Source organism: Catenulispora sp. GP43, assembly GCF_041260665.1.
In the GTDB taxonomy this organism is placed as follows: domain Bacteria; phylum Actinomycetota; class Actinomycetes; order Streptomycetales; family Catenulisporaceae; genus Catenulispora.
The window spans coordinates 1-18,237 of record NZ_JBGCCT010000047.1; the positions used below are offsets into that span (position 1 = coordinate 1).

The window sequence follows — 18,237 nt, forward strand, 5'->3', positions numbered from 1 at the left end:
TGCTTCTCTCGTCGCCGGGGCGCTCAGCCCGCAACCACTGCAAACCGCCCGATCAGGGGCAACCCATCACGCCTGCGAAAACGGCGAAAGCCGAGTTAGTCTGCTTTAAAACAATTGATCGTCTGCTGAGAACTGTCACAGGTCCCGGGCGTGACGCAAGCCGACGATGGGGTGGTAGTGGAGGCTGCTGTCGTCGGCGCGCCAGCCTTCGCTGGCAGTCGTGCGTCCCTCGAGCAGCACCAGTTCGCGCAGCAACGCGTTCCGCTCCCACGCCGGAGGGCATTCCACGACCGAGGCATGACCGCGGACCCAGCTGCTGGGGACCGGGATGCTGTGCTCCATGAGCGTGCGCACCCCGGCCGCTGTCAGTGGCTGGCACAACGCGATCTTGCCCGCTGGATCCAGGCTCTGGTTTCCGTCGGACTGTCGGTAGACCAGCAGCACGCGGGCACTGTCAGCGCCAAGACGTGTAACGATCAGGTCCTCGTCGAGCTCGTCGCGGGTCTTCCACAACTCCGAATACAGGTTTGTCGGGTTGGGCTCCGGCTCGTTGATGATGATGTTCCCGGCCAGTTGTTTCTCGGCCAAGACCGCGCCAGCGTATTCCAGGTCGGCCTTCCACTGATCAAGACCAGTCTTGTCGGAGAGGTTCCCCGGCTGAGCGAACACGTCCCCGTAAACGCCATCAACCAGAGCCTGCACGCCTTCGGGCACCTCGATCGCGGCACCCTCGTGCTCTTTCAGCAGCCGACGGGTATGCCGCAGGAGGCTGTCGTAGTACACCGAGCCCCACGCCCTAGGCAGCTCGTACACGTCGTCGCCGTTCACCGGATCCAGGACCACCAGCCTCGGATCGTTCCCGACCCAGGCCGGACGCGTGGCGCGCAAGTGGCGCTGGCACCGGCCGGCCCTCTGGAACAGCAGCGCGATCGGTGCCAGGTCGCTGATCACCAGGTCGAAGTCCAAGTCGATGGATTGCTCGACCACTTGCGTCGCGACCAGCACCGCACGCGTCGGACGGGTGCCGCCGTTTCCGGGCTTGCCGAATGCCAACTGCACCTCGTCGGTAACCGTCTTACGGCGCAGGGCCTGAAGGCGTGAATGCAGCAACCGGACCTCGACCGGTTCGCCGCCGGCAGCGTTCAGCGCCTTTCTCAGGTGTTCGAACGTTTGCTGGGCCTCGGCCACTGTGTTGCAGCAGACCAGGACGCAGCCGCCTTCGTCTCCGGCAATGCCGGCCAGGCGTTCGGTGATGAAGCTCAGCCGGTCCCTTTCACCGCCGGTGCGCGTCACCGCTGCGATCTCGACCTGCAACTGGTGCGCCCGCGCGCTGCCGACCGTCACCGGCTTGCCTACCTCACCGCTGATCCCGTCGACGAACAACCAACCCGGGTATGGGGCCGCGACCGGCGTCAAGACACCTGCTCCCGCGCCGAGCACGCCGCGGCGGTAGGCGTCCACAACGCTGTGCGCGATCCGGCCGGACAGCGTCGCCGACATCACCACCACCGGCACCCGCATCGCGCCCAGCCAGGTCAGCAGCCGCAGCAGCAGCGCGTGCATCCATGGCCCATAGCTATGTGCCTCGTCGATCACCACGACCTTGCCGCACAACGCCGACAACCGCAGCAGGTTGTGCCGCACAGGCAGCACGCCGGCCAGGATCTGGTCGATGGTCAACGCCCCCACAGCCGCCAACAGGCCCCGGCGACCACCCCGCAACCACTCCGAGGAGAACGCAGCGACCTGCACGTCGCTGGCTGTGGCGTTGGCCGACACGGAGGCCTCGGCGAGCTTGTCGAAGTCGCTGTTCAGCCACGACAGTCCATGCACCAGCCCGATCGAGGCAGACTCAAGAAGGTTCCGTCCGTCGCAAAAGCCTGACAGCCGGGTGAACATCGCGTCGGTCGTCGCCATTGTGGGCAGCGCGAACACCACTCCCCCGGCGTCGGCGACCTGTGCGAAACGCAGCGCTGCCAGCTGCGCCGCCTCCGTCTTGCCATCACCAGCTGGTGCGGTGATCAACAGCATTCCCGGACCGTGAACCTGCTCAGCGAGCCCTTCAATCAGCGAGGACTGCAGCAGGTTCGGCTCGAACCCGAAGCGCTCGCCGAACTCCGCCAGCGTCGGCATGTCCCGAAACCGCGCCCGGCCCAGGCCCGCGGCGGAAACCACAGCCGGAGCATCGAGCACAGCCTGATCGAAGTGCGCCTGCAACTGCGGCCCGGTCGCCTCCCAGTCGGCATCGGGCATGCGCGGCTTGATGAAACTCACCTGGCTGGCGAGCCAGTCGGCCACCACTACCAGGCCAGCCAGCCCCGGGATCTCCGCACCGGGCAACGCAGACTCCGGCACCGAACCCGCGCCACCACCGATCACCCCCCGCAGCGCTGCCGCGTGAGCCTGACACTGCACTTCCCAGCCACCAGCCCCCAACGCGGCGCCCTTGTACGCCCGCGGACGCCGCAACTCGTCATGCGCCAGCGGCTGGTGCAACCGACCATGGTGCCCACCTAGCAACTGCGCCACCACATGAGCCAGCTCATCCCGGCCGGCCGGGTAGCCCAAGCGCGGAAGCACCTCGGCCAACACCCACAGCGTCGCATCGTCGTGCCCGAACCTGAGCTCCTCCTCCGTCAACCGCTCTGTGGCGAAGCCAGGGTCGGTTGTGAGCTCCTTGTACAGCTCAGGCACCTTCGCCTGAAACGGCGGTGTGGCCTTTCCGATGTCATGCAGCCCAGCCCAGAACATCACCAGCTCACGAACAGCGCCAGATGGCACACCGAGACTGTCGGCCAAACGAACAGCCCTCGAGGAGTCGTACCAGGTATCAAATAAGGCCCCGGCCATCGCGGCAGTATCCAGCAGGTGACACACCAGCGGATACGGTCCCGGAAGCTCGCGATGCTTACCCCACAGGCAGACGTTCACCACGCCAGCTGGACTGCCTGCCTGAGCGACCGGATCAGATTGATCTTGCACGCTGGTGTTCCTTCGGCGCCGCCGGCCACAACCGGGACTTAAACCACCCGGGACCGGGCAGACCACAAGCCAAACAGAGCCCACTGACAAAGCACGCGATCCGCCCCAGGACAGGAGCCACGGTATTCTGCCGGAACCCGACACGACCTGATTGCTAGAGGAGCCCTTCTTGCTGGCAGCCTTTATCGCGATTCGATAACGCCAGCGAATCGTCGCAGCTCGGGAAGGGTTCTCTCCGCGCAGGCGGAGGTGGTGCGTCTGGCTGACCGCCGCCCCGGCCGACCGCGGCGTTCTCTCCGCGCAGGCGGAGGTGGTGCGTAGGCGCGTCCCCACACAGTACGACGTGAGGCGTTCTCTCCGCGCAGGCGGAGGTGGTGCGTCGTCGCGGAGACTTCGCAGGTCGCCGAGTCCGTTCTCTCCGCGCAGGCGGAGGTGGTGCGGCTACGGCCAGTGGGAGCCATTTACCGAGGCCGTTCTCTCCGCGCAGGCGGAGGTGGTGCGCGGGCAATGAGGCTCGGGGTGTCCTCGGCGGGGTTCTCTCCGCGCAGGCGGAGGTGGTGCGGCGGCGGTGCGGGCGGTGGCGACGTTGTTGTTGTTCTCTCCGCGCAGGCGGAGGTGGTGCGTCGATCGCGGTGCGGTTTACCGAGGCGTAGAAGTTCTCTCCGCGCAGGCGGAGGTGGTGCGGGACGAGCAGCATGACCGAGATCCCCACCCTTGTTCTCTCCGCGCAGGCGGAGGTGGTGCGCTGGCCAAGCCGCCCGCGTAGACCCCGGCCTGGTTCTCTCCGCGCAGGCGGAGGTGGTGCGACGTCCTGGCCGCGCAGGGTGCCGGGCCGGTCGTTCTCTCCGCGCAGGCGGAGGTGGTGCGATGCTGTCGGACCTGGCGACGCTGGATCAGGGGTTCTCTCCGCGCAGGCGGAGGTGGTGCGCACTACTCGCCGCGTACACACGGCAGCAATAAGTTCTCTCCGCGCAGGCGGAGGTGGTGCGCTGCCACCGTAGCGCGACGTGAAATCGCCGGTGTTCTCTCCGCGCAGGCGGAGGTGGTGCGCAGTTGTCGCCGTGCACGCCGCCGTGTGTCTCGTTCTCTCCGCGCAGGCGGAGGTGGTGCGCCGGTGAAACCCGTCATCGGCTGGTAGGTGCCGTTCTCTCCGCGCAGGCGGAGGTGGTGCGGCCTCGCCCGGCACCTCGACGTCTTCGTGGTCGTTCTCTCCGCGCAGGCGGAGGTGGTGCGGCCTCGCCCGGCACCTCGACGTCTTCGTGGTCGTTCTCTCCGCGCAGGCGGAGGTGGTGCGTCCCGCTTCGCCTGCGCGTCGGTGATGTTCTGGTTCTCTCCGCGCAGGCGGAGGTGGTGCGCCACTCAGGCGGCGCAGCAGGCGACGACGGCCGTTCTCTCCGCGCAGGCGGAGGTGGTGCGTCGTTGTCTGTGGTCGGCCGCCGCGCCCACCCGTTCTCTCCGCGCAGGCGGAGGTGGTGCAGTAGCGAGCCGCATTCAGACGGCGGGCGCTCGGTTCTCTCCGCGCAGGCGGAGGTGGTGCGTTCGAGAGCTGCGCCTCGGCGAACTGCCCGAAGTTCTCTCCGCGCAGGCGGAGGTGGTGCGGGGGCGCGGCGGTGAGTGAGGTCGACGAGCTGGTTCTCTCCGCGCAGGCGGAGGTGGTGCGCTGTCGAACTTCCTGCTGATCGGCCCGGCAACGTTCTCTCCGCGCAGGCGGAGGTGGTGCGGATCGGCTCGCCGGTTTTAGGGTTGATGCGCTGTTCTCTCCGCGCAGGCGGAGGTGGTGCGGCCCAGCCGCTGCCATAGCTGCTGCTCCATCGGTTCTCTCCGCGCAGGCGGAGGTGGTGCGCTCTCCGCGTACTGCGGGTTGAACCCGCTGTTGTTCTCTCCGCGCAGGCGGAGGTGGTGCGTCGACGCAGGCAAGGGACGTGTGGTGCGGCTGGTTCTCTCCGCGCAGGCGGAGGTGGTGCGCCTACTGTTCGGCGCTCACGTTCCCGGCGCCAGTTCTCTCCGCGCAGGCGGAGGTGGTGCGGCGCCATTGGCGACGTCGCGAGCTCGCTGATGGTTCTCTCCGCGCAGGCGGAGGTGGTGCGACGCGCGGGAGGGTTCCGGCCGGCTCGACTTCGTTCTCTCCGCGCAGGCGGAGGTGGTGCGTCCAGGCTGTTCATGTTCTCTCCTCGGGGCGGGTTCTCTCCGCGCAGGCGGAGGTGGTGCGCAATTCGGGGCGCAGATTGTTCGCCTGGAGTTGTTCTCTCCGCGCAGGCGGAGGTGGTGCGGAGGGGCGCTGCGAAGCTCCGGTAATCCGTGAGTTCTCTCCGCGCAGGCGGAGGTGGGGCGCGCAGGCGTGCGGTACGCCGGTGATCTCGGGCGTTCTCTCCGCGCAGGCGGAGGTGGTGCGTTCGACGTCGACGACGACAGCGAGTCGATCAGGTTCTCTCCGCGCAGGCGGAGGTGGTGCGTACCTGGTCGAAGGTGGCCGGTCGTTCACCAAGTTCTCTCCGCGCAGGCGGAGGTGGTGCGCCGCTCTGGCCATGAGGTCGTCGTAGTCCGGGTTCTCTCCGCGCAGGCGGAGGTGGTGCGGCGCGCGGGGGACGGGTCCCCGTCCGCGGTGTGTTCTCTCCGCGCAGGCGGAGGTGGTGCGATGGTGGTTCGAGTCCACCGTCCTACCGCTTCGTTCTCTCCGCGCAGGCGGAGGTGGTGCGGCGCCGGTGGGGGCGGAGACGCCGTCGAGGGCGTTCTCTCCGCGCAGGCGGAGGTGGTGCGTCATCGAGCTGACGCAGGGCCTGCATCAGGTTGTTCTCTCCGCGCAGGCGGAGGTGGTGCGGCGCTGGACGGCCTCGGCGACGTCGTCCAGAAGTTCTCTCCGCGCAGGCGGAGGTGGTGCGGCCGGCGGCCGGTCAGCGGCCGCGCAGGCGGTGTTCTCTCCGCGCAGGCGGAGTTGGTTCGTCCACGGCCGGGCGTGGCAGGTCGTCGTCGACGGTCTCTCCGCGCAGGCGGAGGTGGTTCGCCGCCCGCCGAGCCCTGGGTCTGCACGCCAACGGTCTCTCCGCGCAGGCGGAGGTGGTTCGTCCTTATTCTTGACGACAGTGACGATCCATTTGGTCTCTCCGCGCAGGCGGAGGTGGTTCGGCCGCGGGCATCTCGGCCAGCGCCAGGAACGCGGTCTCTCCGCGCAGGCGGAGGTGGTTCGCCGGAACGCGAGGGGATGCCGTCGCTGCCCGAGGTCTCTCCGCGCAGGCGGAGGTGGTTCACACGCCGCCATGCCTACGATGCCGCGTACCCTGGTCTCTCCGCGCAGGCGGAGGTGGTTCGACATTCCGCGGACGGCTGAACTACATGACCCGGGTCTCTCCGCGCAGGCGGAGGTGGTTCGCCGCAGGGCGGGGACGATGACCGACTGGGACGGGTCTCTCCGCGCAGGCGGAGGTGGTTCGAGTGAGCAGGGCCATCGGGCCTCTCCTATGCGGGTGTCTCCGCGCAGGCGGAGGTGGTTCGAGTTCCGGCCTGCTGACCCTCGGCGTGGACCCGGTCTCTCCGCGCAGGCGGAGGTGGTTCGCTCGGCGACGGTGGGGTGGCCGGATTCAGCCGGGTCTCTCCGCGCTGGCGGAGGTGGTTCGATGCTCTGTGACGACAAGGACGTGCCCACCAAGGTCTCTCCGCGCGGGCGGAGGCGGTTCGCCCCCGCCGCGAGGTGCGGACGGGGGCCGAGTGGTCTCTCCGCGCAGGCGGAGGTGGTTCGCAGACCGAACGCCGTACCGACTTCGACCTGTCGGTCTCTCCGCGCAGGCGGAGGTGGTTCGTTGTCCCCGGTGTCATGCCGGATGATCGCCTCGGTCTCTCCGCGCAGGCGGAGGTGGTTCGTTGTCCCCGGTGTCATGCCGGATGATCGCCTCGGTCTCTCCGCGCAGGCGGAGGTGGTTCGGGGTCGAGGGTGGTGCAGGCGTCGGTGGCGCCGGTCTCTCCGCGCAGGCGGAGGTGGTTCGCCGTGGCCGGCGATCTGGTGTTCGGTGAGGTGGGTCTCTCCGCGCAGGCGGAGGTGGTTCGAACTACGCCGAGCTCCAGGCTCAGTTCGCCGAGGTCTCTCCGCGCAGGCGGAGGTGGTTCGTACGCGCGAGCGTGCCGGGGAATTCGACTTCCGGTCTCTCCGCGCAGGCGGAGGTGGTTCGCCGCTGGACTGGCTGCGGGCCAAGGCGGCCGGGGTCTCTCTGCGCAGGCGGAGGTGGTTCGTGGATCCGCATCAGCCCTGCCTCTTTTCTGCTGGTCTCTCCGCGCAGGCGGAGGTGGTTCGACCAACCGGACCCCCGGCGCGCCGGCCGCCGCGGTCTCTCCGCGCAGGCGGAGGTGGTTCGTTCAGCCGGCGGATGGGCTGGGCGCTGCTGGCGGTCTCTCCGCGCAGGCGGAGGTGGTTCGCTGCTGTGGATGGGGATCATGCACTTCATCAAGTGAGTTTCGTCTACTGGTTTGGCCCCGGTTCAGCCTTTCGTGCGGCCCCGGTTGGGAGCTGTGTGCCGGGTTGTCGTGAGCTTTTGATGTGGCCCCGGCAGGTTCAGTCTTGACGGTGTCGTGTTCGGGTGGTTGCTGGACGTGGTCGACCAGCTGTGCGCAGGCGGTGATCAGGCTGTTGAGGAAGGTCGTGGCGGCGGCGTGGTTGCCGGGAAGTAGCAGGTGGACGCTGCTGTAGTCGCTGGTGGTGATCTGTATTCGGCTGTGGTGGTCGAAGTCCTGCTCGACGGTGGTGTCGGCGTTGACGATGATGTAGCAGGACACGATGCTCATCGTCCGGTCTCCTTGGTGCGGGCGCGGTTGGCCTGGGTGGTTTTGAGCCGGTAGGAGTCGGTGCCGGTCTCGATGATGGTGGCGTTGAAGGTGACGCGGTCGACGATCGCGGCGCAGAGCCGGGGGTCGGTGAAGGTGGCTGACCATTCGGTGAAGGTGGAGTTGGAGGCGATGGCGATCGAGGACTTTTCTTCGCGGGCGGTGATGACTTGGAAGAGGAGTTCGGCGCCTCGGCGGTCCAGTCGCAAGTAGCCCAGCTCGTCCAGGCAGAGCAGGTCCAGGCGGGTGTAGCGGGCGATGGTGCGGGTGAGTTGTTTGTCATCGGCGGCTTCGGCGAGTTCGTTAGCCAAGGCGGCGGCTGTGGTGTAGCGGACCCGGTGTCCGGCTTCGGCGGCGGCGATGCCCAGGGCGATGAGTAGGTGGGATTTGCCGGTGCCGGAGTCGCCGATCAGGCATAGCGGGCGGCCCTCGCGGATCCAGGTGCCGCCGGCCAGGGTGTGCACGACCGCGGGGGTGATGTTGGGGTTGGCGGTGAAGTCGAATTCTTCGACGCGTTTGATGCGGGGGAATGCCGCAGCCTTGACCGCGCGGATCTTGCGGCGTGTTTCGCGCTCGTCGCATTCGGCGGCCAGCAGGTCGGCCAGGAAGGTCTTGTAACCGGCCTGGTGGTGTAGTGCTGTGGCCACGGCGTCTTCCAGCCGGTCGCGCATCACCGGCAGGCGCAACAGTCGGCAGGCTGCGTCGATGCTGGCGGTGGCGGCCTGGTCGGTGAGTTCGTCGCGGGTGCGAGCGGTGGCGGTGGTGGTCACGGGGTGCCTCCGGTGTCGGTTCCGGTGTCGGTTCGCCGGTTGGGCAGCAGGTCGTCGTAGGCGCCCAAGGTGGGCAGCGGCCTGGGCCGCAGCTGGATCACCGGGGCCAGCGGCGCGTCGTGGGTGCCTGCGGCGTCAGTGCTGTCGGCTGCCTCGGGCAGGGGCAGCAGCAGCCCGGTCTTGCCGCCGGTGTCGATGGCCACGGTGGGCGCGTCCGCGATCCGCCTGGTGATGATCTTCACGGCGTCGGCGGTGAACGCCCCGGACTCCTTGGCCGCGGTAAGCCCGGCGACCAGGTCAGGGTGCGCCACGTGCCGGTGGGCCAGCAGCACCTCGATCAGTTGCCGCGTGCCCTCGGCATCGCCGTGTGCGGCGCGGGCGGCGTCCCACCATGCCTGGTGGGCGTCGGTGAACACACCCTCGGCGCGGGCGGTGGCCAGCGGCACCGAGCCGGGCAGCGCCCCGGGCTTGCGCAGCAGCAGCTCCAGATAGTCGTCCAGCACCAGGCGATCGTTGCGCTTGCCGACGATCCGCTCCCGGCACCAGACCTGCCGGCCGCCGTGGAACACGGTCACCACATCGGCCTGCACCCGGGCCCGGACCTCGGCCCCGATCAGCGAAGCCGGCACCGAGTACCAGTTGGTGTGAATACCGATCCGGGCATGGTCATCCACCCTTAGATGCATGTCGGTGAACACCTGGAACCCCTCAGCCGGCAACGGCTTGAGCAACGGCCGCTCGGCGTCGAAGTCCGCACCGACCGTGGCCGCGCGGCGGGCAATCACCCGAGATGCCTGGTTGGCGTCGATCACCGCCAACCGCTCGTTCAACTCGGTCAGGGACTCCACCTTCGGCACCGGCACGAAATGCCGCCGCCGGAAATACCCGACCTCGCCCTCCACCCCACCCTTCTCATGCGCTCCGCCGATCCCGGGGGCGCAGTAGAAGGCGTCGAACCCGTAGTGCTGGCGAAACGCCGTCCACCGCACCTGCTCGACACGGTTGCGCCCGACGAGCACCTTGTTCACCGCCGCGGTCAAGTTGTCATAGCGGATCTGCCGCGTCGGCACCCCGCCAAGCACCTCAAAGGCCGCGATATGCCCGGCTAGGAACGCATCCTGGGACTCGGCCGGGAACACCCGGTGCACCGCGAACCCCGAGAACGACAGCCGCATCACGAACATCCGCGCCGTCACCAACTTGCCGCGCAGCACGAACGCCACATCCCCGAAGTCCACCTCCGCCTCCGCGCCCGGCGTGCGCGTCTGGGGCACGAACCCGGCCCCCGGCCCGGAACCCACCGCCACCCTGATCTCCACGCGCCGCCGCTTCACATACCGCTGCACGATCGAATACGACAACTGCGCCCCGCACTCGGCGATGAGCCGCTCATGGATTCTTGAGGCGGTATGCCGCTGCTTGCGTGGCGCCGACAAGTCCTCCACCAGCCAGGCGTCGATCTGCGCCTTCCACGGACCCAACGCCGGAGCGCTACGCTGCGGCGCTTTACGCTCCGGCGGCAACGGCGAGGCCAGCGCCTGATGCACCGTGCGCCGATGCACCCCATACTTGCGGGCCAGCCCCCGCACACTCATCCCCGCGTCGTGATCGAAACGGATCGCCAAGAACAGATCCACCCTGGACGCCAATCCGCCCCTCCACGCAGCCCGACAGCGACAACGCCAGCCGGTCTACCCGGAGCAAGCACATAGAAGACGGACCCGACCCCAACGAGTGACCCACCCCGGAGCCAAATCAGACGCTCATACCGGTCACGCCCTGCACACCCAGCGGGGCCAGATCAGACGCCTTACTGGGTCCATTTCAGAGTCTCAGACTCACCTCCTCGTTGTCCTTGGACCACTTCAGCTGGATCACCAGATGGACGGAGTTGGCGACCATGAGAGCTGTGGATGCCTGGGACAACCGTTCTGGGGCCTGCGCGGCGTAGGAGGCGAGTTTCCCGAAGGCGCCGCGTGAATCCGACGCGTGGATCGTGGCCATGCTTCCATCAATGCCTTGTGACATGACGTTGCATACCGATACGACTTCCTCGCCCCGGATCTCTCCCAGGATTACGCGGTCGGGCGAACCTCGCAGCGCCATCCGTACCAACTCCGCCTGGTTGATACCGCCGACGTTTTGAGTGTTCGGGTACTTGACCTGGTACGCAGTAACGTCGGGATGCTGCTCCGGGTGATACAGCCCAAGCTCATAGACGTCTTCGATGGTGATCAGCCGCTCGTCCGGCGGGATCGCCGAGGCGAGCGCGCGGAGCATGGTCGTCTTACCCAGGCCCGGCCCGCCAGAAATAAGGATGTTGAGCCTCGCACGGACGGCAGCCTGCAGGAACTCGTACAGCACGTCGTCGAGCGTGCCTAGATCCCGAAGTGTGGCGAGCGAAGCGTCAGGGAAGCGATGACGCCTAATTGAGACAGTAGGACGATCACACACGCCCATCGCGGCGAACAAGCGCGAGCCGTCTCCCAACCGAAGGTTGATGCTCGGCTTCTCCTTGTCGAACCGTCTCTCCTCGGCGCCCGGGCGGGCGGCGAGCCTGCGGATCAGCTCGATCAGTTCGGCGTCGGAGGCTGCGACTGGCGTCTTCCCAGCCGCCCGACGTCCGTCGGAGAACTTCAAGCGGACGTTGTCACATCCATTGCAGTTGATGTTCTCGACGGATAGATCATCCAAGTACGGCTGAAATCCGCCATGGCCGAACAACGCGTCGACCACCTGCCCGGCGATCCGCCCCTCCGCCTCGGCGTCCAGGTACTCCGCCCCAACCGACAACGATCGCTTGGCGTGCGTCCCGAGCTCGTCCTCGGTGATCGCCGCGACCATCTCCCGCCGGCGTTGTTCAGGAACAGGCCGCCCCGTCAGCTCTTCCTCTTCCTGACACAACTCGGCCATTCGGAGGCCGACTGAGGTGGCGATCTGGGAGCCGATTCCGGCTTCCGACTTGAGGTTGATCTCAGTCACGCAGAAGCTCCTACCTCTTCAGCGATACGGGCAGCGTTCGGTGTGGCACCGTCGATGAGCCGTCGCTCGATGAGCGCGCTCCCGATGCCAGCAGAGGCCTCTCGGAACGCGATCTGAGCAGGGCCTCGCCGTAGCCGGTCTGCAAACCTGGACGTGGTGCCAGTCGGAAGCAGCGGCAACGTGCCCCAGACCGGTAGTCCCAGCAGCTCCGTCAGCTCGGCTGGCGAGTAGCCAGACCCGACCAGCACCAGCCCGACGTCCCGATGAAGCTGCTTAATCTGCCCGAGGACAGCCTTGAGCCCCAGGGCGTGCTCGACCACCGGCCGGATTACAAGAATCAGCGACTCGGCACAGGCCAGCACTGCACGCGTCTCGATGTCACGCGGGTCCAACCGTCCGCAGTCGGCGAACACGGCAGCTTCCGAATCCGCAGCGACCGTCGACAGCAGCCCGCCCGGCTTCGCAAGCGCCGCAATCAGCGGACGCAACCGCTCGCCGTCCTCCGGCGCAGTCACCACAGCGGCTCCGGCCGACGTCGTGCATGCGTGCTCACCCAATAGCCGGGCATCCCCGCCGTGTCTGGCAGCACTAGCCAGGGCCTCAATCGTCCGCGGCCCAGGCACCAGAAACCGACAGGCCACGGATCCGCCGCGCGGGTCGCACTCCAGGACCACTGCACGCTGCGGGCCGGGCCAGGACTCGGCGAGCGCGAGCGCGGTCGTTGTGACGCCCGGCGCGCCGCGCCACGATCCCACCGCGAACAACATCAGTTGCCCGCCAGCGGCGGCAGAACGGCAACAGACACTCCGGACGGACCGGCAGAGGCAACTTTCTGGAACGAGTTCTGGTCCATCAACAGATCGGCGACCACTCCGCCCTGACCGTCGACTCTCCCCACCTTCGTCACCACCGCGTACGTCGGTACCGGCGCCGGGGCGGCTGTCGCAGGATTCGTCGTCGTCACCGCCGGCTGACTGTCGCCCACGATGACGACCTGGACCCGATCACCGGCTGCCAGGTCCAGCGGGTAGGCGCCGGCCCGAAGCGCCACGGCCAGTTCGGCTTGCCCCGCGGGCGGGAACGTCGCTTTCCCGATGTCCGAGACGTTCAGTAGCGTTCCCGGCGTCAGCGGAACCGCAGCAGTGCGACCGATCACCTTCGAGGCCAGCGAAGCATCGATAGCCCCCACTCCCGCGTCGGCAGCCACGGGGATTTTGCGCAGCGCGTCGGAGGTGATCGTCTGGCCTGCGGCAAGAGGCTCCGCGACCACAAGCACAGGCGACTTTTCGCTAAGCAGTCCCGAGCCCGCGGAGAAGCCGATCGTTGTCGCAACGACCGTCAAACCGCCACCGATCGCCCACGGCAGCTGCATCCTGCGCGGCGCCGACAGCAACCCCGCTCTCGACTGCTTCTTGCCTACGGGGCGGGACGGATCCTGCGCAGTGCAGTCAGGCGAGGCCTGGCCCGGACGCGTGGTCTGTGTGGTCATGAACGTGCCCTGTGTCTTCTTCGTCGTCGATCGCGTCAGCTTGAGACATTGGTGACGAGTGCTTGAACTTCGGCAACCTGCACCTGCGTGCCGGACGATGTTCGAAGGTTCGGGAAAGTCCCGCCGCTGTTCCCGGTCCCCGACCACGTCACCTGCCAATCCACCGTCGCGGTCACCGGGAAGGACTTGTCCCGTGGCGTCGCCGTCGGCCGCTCATACGTGTATCCACAGGTTGAGGACAGCAGCGGCGGATGCACCGACGGATCGGATGGATACGGCGTCCCAGGCCCACGGCACGTCACGCTCCCACCGTCGCCCATCGACCACATCACGGACACCGGCTCCGCGGTCGCGGTCACCGACACCCCGCCCGCCGACGCGCTCGCGGTCACCGGAGCCCACGATGCAGCGGGGATCGAGAGCCACAGCGGCATCCCGACCAGTTCCGGTCGCGTATTCGGTGGGCTCAAGACGAGCGTCGGAGTCGGAGGCTTCAGCTGCTTGTAGGCGACTTGGGCGAGGGCGGATGGTGTCAGAGGAGCCGCCTTGGGGACCCAGACAACCTCGCCGACCGTCGGCGTCGAGGCCCTGCCCATCACGTCGATTGCGGGTCCAGAGCACTGTCTCAACATCCAGGAGCCAGCTTCACCAGCGTGCGCGTCAGCTGGGCTCATAGTCGGCGGCGGAACAAAGCTCGGGTCAGGCCTGAACTGGCAGAGCGGGCGCGGCGACTGCACTGTCCCGGAGGCCGCGTGCGCCACAGCAGCGCTGCCAGCGGCCGGCCCAACACCCGCGCCCAGGTCGCATTCCGTGCTTTGACAGTCGACCTCGGCAAACGTGTCGCTGATGACCGCAGACTTGGAGTGCTGACTGGCGGGGCCGGATGTCGTCGGGAAAGGCACAGGGGCCGGAACCACGGCTGCGAGGACCATCGCGACCGCCCCCACCGAGGTCAGCATGTCCCTGCTGGATGGAACACGAACTTGGTGACTTTCCACACGCCGTCGATGTCATCAACTTGCACATCAGCCGCGTGCCGACCCCCAACGCCTGGAACCTGGGTCCCGTCGGTCTTGTACTGAAGCCAGGAGGTCCCATCAGCACAGTCCGCCAAAATCGCCTCAGTCGGAGCTCCTGCCGGCGTCAACTTCACGACTCGTGGGCTGTCGACAGGCTGGCCCTTGCTCACCACGCCTTCAGCCTGTGCGGCAGCCACAGTCCTCACGAGCTGCGACAGCGCAGCCCCGCTGGTATGCCGCGTCAGCGTCGGATCCTGGTAGTTCGAGGTCTTCGACACCGCCGTCCAGTCCGCCATCATCCCCTCGTATGCGGCCAGTGCATCCCGGCTCGCAATCGACGCCGGGTCAGTCGGCAGGGCGGCCGTCGACGGCGTCGCCGTAGCCCGCGGCGGCGGTGACGAAGTACCGCAACCGGCGGTCAACACGGTCAGAGCACATGCAACGAAGCCTGCACGAACAACATCCTTCCCCGCCACAGCGATCCTCCCGAGTCAGGTATCCACGCGAGCCGCGCCGACTCGAGAACTTGATGATCACTACTTCAGTGCATTGATAAATGCGGCAAAAGGTGCGAAACGCTAACACCACTCGAAAGAGTTAATTAGTGAGATGAGCAGGTAAGCGCTAGCAAGCGAACCGTGCCTCTGGCCGCCCTAGAGAAGAATCGCGACCATGGCCCCGGCCACCAAGAACGGCCCCAGAGGGATACGCGCGTAGTTCCCACGACGGGCGCTTGAGAACACGATGAAGATCGCCGCAAGTACAAACGCGACGAGCATGCCAGCGTAGACCGTCGTCCAACTCCGAAAACCAAGAACCAGCCCGAGAAGGCCGGCCAACTTGACGTCGCCCAGCCCCACCCCGCGCATGAACGCCGCCACGAAGAACAAGGCCACGAGCACGACCGCAGCTGCGGCGGCCCGCTCCATCGATCCTTGGTTCGAGGACGCAGCCTCGGCGACGCTAAGCAAAATGACGAGGATAGGATAAGAGGGCAGCGTCAAGCAGTCCGGCAGCTTCCCCGTAGTAGCGTCGATCGCCGCCATCGGTACGCCGACGACGACGAAGTACAGATAGGCAGGAAGCAGAGCGGTCATAGCGGGGTGCTCAACCAGCAATAAGGGGGCGAAAACCGCGCCGACGCCTGTGCACATCACCAACACCTTGCGAAACAATCGCGGCATCCAAACCGAACCAGGATAGCTCGCACCAGAATATAACTAACTTGCTTAGTTTTGGGCATTTGCAGCCGTGTCGTCACGCTCGCCTCGCTTTCGAGGTGAGGGAGATGCTGCCGACATCAAGGGGTTGAAGCGATTCCCACGTGGGTAGGGATGGTCCCAGCTGTCGGCGGTTCGTGCTGGCGAGATCTCGAGCAGCCCGCGCGGGCATACGCCCCACGTGGCCGGACAACACAGGCACAGACACGATCGACGCCGATGGCGGCGGCCGTGGCTGGGGCCGCCGCAGCTGGTGTATGACCAGGCTTCGAGTAAAACAGAGCTTTGACGTCAAAGTTCGGTAACGGCGATAATCGACTCAAGGCGAGCCTGAATCACACGCTGTTGGCTCGCCTCTTCTCACGAGGGGGGACGACGCCGGTGGAGCCAAGGTTCAATCGAGCCGGAGCGCAACTTCGAACCTTTGTCGACCGGGTAACGGCTTTCGCTGCGTTCCGCGAGGAGCAGGCTCGGAGCCGGGACGCGGTTCGCGTCCTCGACCTCGTGGGCGTCGGCGGGATCGGCAAGACCCGGCTCCTTAAGGAACTCCGGGAGTCCGTGAAAGACGAAGCCCGAACCGCCCTGCTTGACCTTCAGGTCCCGGCCATGCGGCAACAGGAGGCTGCGCTCGCTGCGCTTCGCCGCGAACTCGGGCGTCAAGGACTGCGCTTCGACCGCTTTGATATCGCCTATGCAGTCCTCTGGCAGCGTCTGCATCCTCACCTGCACATCAGCCGAGCGGAGTTGCCGTTCGTCGAAGAGGGCTCGATCCTGACGACGGTCCTCGACGCGGCAACCGGAACACCTGTCTTCGGGACCGCGATGACCATCCTGAAGATCATCAAAAAGGCCCAGCACCGGGCCCGCCAGCGCTATCGGATTCACGAGGACGAGAGGCTTAAGAGTCTTGATGACCTCGGGAACTCGGAACTCGTCGACGCAATCACCTACTTCTTCGCAGCCGACCTGCGTGAGAACCTCGGAACGCAGTCGTTCGTGCTGTTCATCGACGCCTACGAGGCGCTTGTCCCTGAACCCGTACGGGTTGGTCGTGCTTCCAATGCCGACGTCTGGCTACGAGATCTGGTCGTCCAGTTGGACAAGTTTCTCGTCGTCGTCGCAAGTCGCGAGCCACTGGCGTGGGAGCAGCACAACACCGACTGGTCCAGCGTCGTCCGCTATGCACGAATCGACGCGCTCCCGATGGACGCGCGAATGGAGCTCTTGACCTCATCAGGCATTGCCGACCCGATGGAAAGGGCCATGATCGCCGACGCAAGCGCAGGCGTGCCCTTCTACCTCCACCTGGCCATCGACACCCGAACTCATACTGGTCAGTCGACGCTGTCCATCGGTTCAAGGGAAGAAATCTTGCAGCGGTTCCTGCAACACGTTTCAGCCAACGAGATCCGGCTCCTGGAACTGCTCAGCACCGCCCGCACGTTCGACTTCGAGATCTTCAGGGAACTGGCGAATGCCTACTCGCTTCCGTCAGACCGACTGACCTGGGAGTCCGTGACTTCGTACTCCTTCGTCTACCCGGCTAGCTCAATGGGCTGCCGCCTCCACCAGCTCATGCGGGCCGAGCTCCGACGCCGGCTACCCAGCGCCGTCGAGAACGACATCGCGACTCGGCTGGCGGCAATCTGGTCACGGCGCGCTGAAGAGACGGACGGCGACGGCACAGCTGAAACGGACCCAGGCCGCGCGCTCCGCGAAAGCATCTACTACCGCCTCATCGCTGGCGACCTGGACGGCGAGCAGTTGCTGACGACGTCCGACCGGGCCTTCGAGGTCGGCGGACGGCAGGCCAGCGATGGCATTCGGCTCGACCTGGAAAATCATCTCGTCGACCGTGGTGGTAGCGGCGATCCTGACCTGGCCACGGCGGCGCTCGCCCTAGAAATCGAAGCGGCACGACTGCTTGGAGACGGCGCTCGTGCCCGATCCTTGACCGACGGTACCGATTGGCCGCTAGACACTTTCGCGGGCGCTCGCGGCGCGATCGATACGGCAAACGTCTTGCGTGTAGACGGGAAGACCTCGGACGCCTACGCGCTCTACAAGGATGTCTGGAATGCCGCCAACGGATCCGCGCACTGGCGCGCCGGCGCTTGGATGGTTGACCTCGACATCGCTCGTGGGCGGTTCAGCGAGGGGCTCGATCGCGCCGCAGAGATTCTCCGGGATTGCCCCGTAGACGACTACGGGACCCGCGCCACGATCCAAACGTACATGCAAAACGGGTACCGCTTCACGGGCGACTTCGAGCAGGCATGGGTTCATCTGGCTCGCGCCGAGGCCGACTTTCAGAAGATCGACAACCGGGTAGGGCGTGCCAACATCCTCACCCTCAAGGCCGAAACGCTGTCTTTCACAGATCCGGTCGCAGCACTCGATGCCGCGGCCGAGGCCCTTGCAGCGAACACGGACATTGGCTCCCGCACTTCGATCGGGAAATGCTACACAGCCATGGCTGTCGCGCTCACACAGCTCGACCGGTATGCCGAGGCTCAGGCGGCCCTCAACACCGCGTTCGACGAGCTCGAACGCGTCGGATACCGATCGGGACGTGCGAGAGCTGCGGTCTACCAGGCGTTCCTAGAAGCGCGGAACGGCGACCTTCGCACCGCCGTTGACGCCGCACGTCGTGGGGCAGCCGGCCTCGAGGAGGCAGACGTTTACCCGACGGTTATCATTCTCGCCCAGCAGCTCATGCTTATCTTGGGGCTCGACGAGATTGACATCCGCCAAGCGTCAGAGCGCGCCCTCGCGCGAGTCTCCTATTCGGGCGGCTCAGCCCAACTCGTTGAGCGGCTCCATACCCTGGCGCAGCACCTCACGGGAGCTGCCGGTTAGCACTCCGGCAGCGCTTGATGGTCAGGGTGGAGTCTAGCCTCGTCGCCGAAAATGCCGGCGCTGAGCGCGTTTCTGATGAAAACGGCGCTTGGTAGTCCAGCGATCGT

General features: G+C 66.6%; 9 protein-coding genes and 1 CRISPR repeat array. Of the genes, 2 read left to right on the plus strand and 7 right to left on the minus strand.

Translation table 11 applies throughout. The annotated features are described in order from the left end of the window. Nucleotides 1-135: 135 nt before the first annotated feature. From cas3 to ABH926_RS50150, 6 genes are all read right to left on the minus strand, one after another. Nucleotides 136-2,982: a CRISPR-associated helicase Cas3' gene (gene cas3, locus ABH926_RS50125; RefSeq protein ID WP_370374499.1), complete on the minus strand. Its 2,847-nt coding sequence runs from the start codon at nucleotides 2,980-2,982 to the stop codon at nucleotides 136-138. Nucleotides 2,983-3,210: 228 nt separating this feature from the next. Next, a CRISPR array of direct repeats spans nucleotides 3,211-7,386; the repeat unit is 29 nt; unit sequence GTTCTCTCCGCGCAGGCGGAGGTGGTGCG. A gap of 362 nt (nucleotides 7,387-7,748) precedes the next feature. Beyond that, on the minus strand, nucleotides 7,749-8,561 hold the full coding sequence (gene istB, locus ABH926_RS50130; RefSeq protein WP_370374500.1) for an IS21-like element helper ATPase IstB: 813 nt from the start codon (nucleotides 8,559-8,561) through the stop codon (nucleotides 7,749-7,751). Then, nucleotides 8,558-10,210, minus strand: a complete 1,653-nt coding sequence (gene istA, locus ABH926_RS50135; protein ID WP_370374501.1) for an IS21 family transposase — start codon at nucleotides 10,208-10,210, stop codon at nucleotides 8,558-8,560. The genes istB and istA overlap by 4 nt, the downstream gene beginning before the upstream one ends. Nucleotides 10,211-10,385: 175 nt before the next feature. Continuing rightward, nucleotides 10,386-11,543, minus strand: a complete 1,158-nt coding sequence (locus tag ABH926_RS50140; RefSeq protein WP_370374502.1) for a CpaF family protein — start codon at nucleotides 11,541-11,543, stop codon at nucleotides 10,386-10,388. Next, nucleotides 11,540-12,310, minus strand: a complete 771-nt coding sequence (locus ABH926_RS50145; protein WP_370374503.1) for a hypothetical protein — start codon at nucleotides 12,308-12,310, stop codon at nucleotides 11,540-11,542. The genes ABH926_RS50140 and ABH926_RS50145 overlap by 4 nt, the downstream gene beginning before the upstream one ends. Beyond that, nucleotides 12,310-13,032: an SAF domain-containing protein gene (locus ABH926_RS50150; RefSeq protein WP_370374504.1), complete on the minus strand. Its 723-nt coding sequence runs from the start codon at nucleotides 13,030-13,032 to the stop codon at nucleotides 12,310-12,312. Before ABH926_RS50150 ends, ABH926_RS50145 begins: the two co-directional genes overlap by 1 nt. A gap of 87 nt (nucleotides 13,033-13,119) precedes the next feature. On the opposite strand from ABH926_RS50150, the gene ABH926_RS50155 reads away from it, so the two are divergent. Beyond that, on the plus strand, nucleotides 13,120-13,539 hold the full coding sequence (locus tag ABH926_RS50155) for a hypothetical protein (RefSeq protein ID WP_370374505.1): 420 nt from the start codon (nucleotides 13,120-13,122) through the stop codon (nucleotides 13,537-13,539). A 1,165-nt stretch (nucleotides 13,540-14,704) separates the two neighbouring features. Here the strand turns inward: ABH926_RS50155 and ABH926_RS50160 are convergent. Continuing rightward, complete coding sequence (locus tag ABH926_RS50160) at nucleotides 14,705-15,205, minus strand: prepilin peptidase (protein WP_370374506.1); 501 nt, start codon at nucleotides 15,203-15,205, stop codon at nucleotides 14,705-14,707. Between the two features lie 351 nt (nucleotides 15,206-15,556). Between ABH926_RS50160 and ABH926_RS50165 the strand changes: the two genes are divergently transcribed. After that, entirely contained in the window at nucleotides 15,557-18,130 is a 2,574-nt protein-coding gene (locus ABH926_RS50165) for an aminoglycoside phosphotransferase family protein (protein WP_370374507.1), read from the plus strand. Nucleotides 18,131-18,237: the final 107 nt, after the last annotated feature.

Coding starts and splice junctions, on each gene's coding strand:
- ABH926_RS50145 (WP_370374503.1), bottom strand. CDS start 12,310: ATGTTGTTCGCGGTGGGATCGTGGCGCGGCGCGCCGGGCGTCACAACG.
- ABH926_RS50150 (WP_370374504.1), bottom strand. CDS start 13,032: ATGACCACACAGACCACGCGTCCGGGCCAGGCCTCGCCTGACTGCACT.
- ABH926_RS50160 (WP_370374506.1), bottom strand. CDS start 15,205: ATGTGCACAGGCGTCGGCGCGGTTTTCGCCCCCTTATTGCTGGTTGAG.